At 50.5% G+C, this 3,259-nt stretch carries 2 protein-coding genes, 1 pseudogene and 1 riboswitch; all 3 genes and pseudogenes read right to left on the bottom strand.

What is annotated here, in order from left to right:
- Positions 1 to 241 (bottom strand): annotated as a pseudogene (locus BMY01_RS16785) (S8 family serine peptidase); the annotation flags it as partial.
- Between the two features lie 140 nt (positions 242 to 381).
- Positions 382 to 469: riboswitch (cyclic di-GMP riboswitch) on the bottom strand.
- A gap of 339 nt (positions 470 to 808) precedes the next feature.
- Positions 809 to 1,489: a PEP-CTERM sorting domain-containing protein gene (locus BMY01_RS16780; protein ID WP_081353999.1), complete on the bottom strand. Its 681-nt coding sequence runs from the start codon at positions 1,487 to 1,489 to the stop codon at positions 809 to 811.
- A 951-nt stretch (positions 1,490 to 2,440) separates the two neighbouring features.
- A partial coding sequence (locus BMY01_RS16775; protein WP_175463312.1) for an Ig-like domain-containing protein occupies positions 2,441 to 3,259 on the bottom strand: 819 nt, incomplete at its 5' end.

The following is a 3,259-nucleotide window of genomic DNA, read 5'->3' as shown; positions in this document are numbered from 1 at the left end:
TGCGGCCCTTCGCCCAGCCAAGCGGCTTGTTCACTCCAGGTCCCCTGCCCTCCGGAGGCTCTGCACTGGAAATGACCGGAGCCAATCCCAGGAAAACTGCCAGTACGCTCCCAAAAACGGAGTACCAGGATTTGCGGATAGATTGCGAGTTGCGAATACCTGATTGAATAATGCCTGAAGCCAACTGCTCCGAACCTGGTTCTCTTGAGCCAGCTGCAAGTGCCTTATGATTGATGTTCACGTAGTTCCTCCTCTTGGGGGAGGCGGAACCGCCTAGATAGGCCGGAGGTCGAAAAACGCACTGAGCCGGAGCATTAAGATCCACCCAACACGCTCTAATAGCTTCTCGTCATTCAAAGAACCGACAAGAAAATGGCATTATCTGGCAGTCCTGCCGTCCTGGGACCTTTTGCCCGGTAGACCGATGACTTTGCGTCCCCCGCTTTCGCGAGGTTTGCCTTTTACAGATTAAAAATTGCAGTGTTATCGTATCTGAACCACCCATAGGGTCTATGGGTGAAGCAACTGCACAAAAATGATTCTGTTCGCTGCTTTATTTGGGAGTGAAAAATGCTGCTGATCTAAACACCAGGAAATTTCGACACTTGCAATTCTTGCAAAGCAAACTTCTTGCTTATTTCGCAACCAGTGCGATTTTTACTGCAACGATGGGAGGAGTGATTCGGAGATTTCCGGGGGAAAAGACAATGCTAGCCATTCATCTCCATGCTTTCACGTATTCTATTCATCTCCAAAGCAGCAAACCCGCCGAAGCGGGTTTGCCATTGGATAAAAACACTGCTGATGCTTACTTTTTCTTTTGGTATCTGCGCGAAGCGCCGAAACCCAGCAGACCAAGGCCCAGAAGGGCGAGTGTCCCCGGTTCGGGAAGCTCCTGGGAGGGCGGTCCACCACCATTGCCTACAAATTTCAGTGATCCCACTCCGCCTGGTCCTGCTCCCACCTGCTGGATATGCACCATGGCGAGTGAATCGGGTCCGCTGCCAGGAACGGTAACACTAAAATCGGTTACAGTAACACCAAAAACTGTCCATGTGGTGTTTTCACCATCAGTAAACCGGTCTGAGGACGATGCCGTTGGATAGTCCAAGTCTAAAAAGAAATTGTAGCCTGCATCCGACCCTGGTGGGTTAATTCCAAAATCACCTGATGTTACTGTTTGCGTTCCTCCAAAATTTCCGAAAGAACTGCTTGTGAGTACCGGATTACCATCATAAGAGAACAAGAGTAACGAAATAAAGGCATCATCTCCAATGTTGCCAGCAAGATTATTTACTGAATTAACAAATGTGAAGTCTACATTTGACCCATTCTGAGTTAGTGTCAGTGTGGCTACCGTAGCATCATCAGTGACTGGGTTGCCAGTTAGATACGTGTTTATATCAATGACTAGAGCGGAGGCTTGGGCGCTGACAAGCAATCCCGCAAGCGCTACGGATAATTTTAAGTATTTTTTTGAATATTTCACTATAACCTCCTGTTAGTAAGCAAAAAGTATGCTCCAATCAAATTTGGAGCAATTTGCATACCAAGGAGGTCATATTATTTCAACCCCTTAATTCTATTAAGGGTTTAATCTACCTTTACATTGAAACCTTCTCATCCTGTAAATATTTTCGACAAAAGGGTGCCCAAAGAAACCCGGATGGCTTCTCGGCGATATAGTTTGATCGTATTACTTGTACTGTTGCGGTTTGAGTCTTTGTTATCTGTCCTATCAACTATCCAGGAAATAGCTGCAATCTTACTGACTTTCGACGCTTTGGCTATTGGACTGAAGTACACCTCATCGACATCGACTCAGGAAGTGCAGGATGTGTGTCGCGACAGGCTAGGAATGAAAAGCAAGGTACGTAAAAACCAACTGCTCTGCGAAGCTTTATGGAAAAGCGCCCATACTGATTCGGGACACTTCTAGCAGAAATAACTAGATCTTTTCCCATAAATGTTGATGACCTTCTCTTCCTGTAAAAATATTCGACAAAAATGCGCCCAAAGAAACCCGGGTAGCGTCTCGACGTATCATATTAATTCAGCGAGCAAGCAGTACGAACGTCATTATTGGTTTGGGACTGGATTCGGGTTTGCTGGATTCCGGGTCAGGCCCCGAATGACGAGATTCATAGTATTTTCTGGCCAGATCAATAAACTGCTGTAAGCTTCCCTGCCGGGTTGTCTCCACCCCGGCAATCTTCAGGAGCAGTTATATCCTCTGACTACGGCGCTTTGACCATTGGACCAGGTACATCCTCATCGGCCGCAGGTCGACAAAATCAGATCGATCGTGAGGAAGGACGACCTGCGTACTCATTCCGAACTGGTGAAATCAAGCAAAACTGCACCAGGCAGGATACCTGGCCCAGTTTACAGCGCATCATCGTTCAGAGTTTCCACCTGATTACTTGATGTTTCTACCTGGTTACTTGATCACTGTCACATTCACCGCAGCAGACGACGTATTGCCCGCCACATCCCTGGCGACCACCCAGATGATGTGTGCTCCCGCGCGAACATTGTTTGGACGGGTGTTCCAGCTATATCCTAACGTACTTCCTTTTCCGGTAGCCTTGAGCACACCGTCGATGTAGAGCATATGGGTGATTCCCGAGGCACCGCTGTCGTCGCTCGCATTCACGCTGATTGCCACATTGCTGCCCGAGACATTGCCCGCGACCGGGTTTACGATCTTCACCTGCGGTGCGGTAGTATCCCTGGTCACCGTAGTCGTTGCGTTTGCCACATTCACCGAGACGGCGGTCGAAGCCTTGGAGTTGCCGGCTGCATCGAATGCATAAGCAACCAGGCTCGCCATGCCATTGGCCACACCCCTCGAATCCCAGGTGAAGGCGAACGGCGCCGTGGTGTCGACCGCAACCGTGGTGTTGTTGACCCGCAACTCGACACGGGCCACTCCGACGTTATCGCTCGCAGCCACGTTTACGCCGACCAAGCCCGTCACGGTTGATCCCCCGGCAGGGGAGGTGATGGAAGCCGCCGGTGCCTGCGTATCCGCTGCCAGCGCGGTGCCCGCGGCAGCCTGCACAGCACGCGCAGCGTTCACTCGTCCATAGCCATAGTAAGGATCGCGCCCTGGCGTTCCAAGATCCACCGCCGTGGAATACAGCAGACTTTCGATCTGGGTATTGGGTAATGTCGGCTTTGCCGCCATCATGAGCGCCACCACGCCAGCCGTTACCGGGCTTGAGAACGACGTGCCGGAAGCCGCGCCATAACCGCC

The organism is Nitrosospira multiformis, from assembly GCF_900110185.1.
GTDB lineage: Bacteria > Pseudomonadota > Gammaproteobacteria > Burkholderiales > Nitrosomonadaceae > Nitrosospira > Nitrosospira multiformis_A.
Note: the sequence above shows the minus strand (reverse complement) of the source record. Positions and strands in the feature narration are given on the sequence as shown.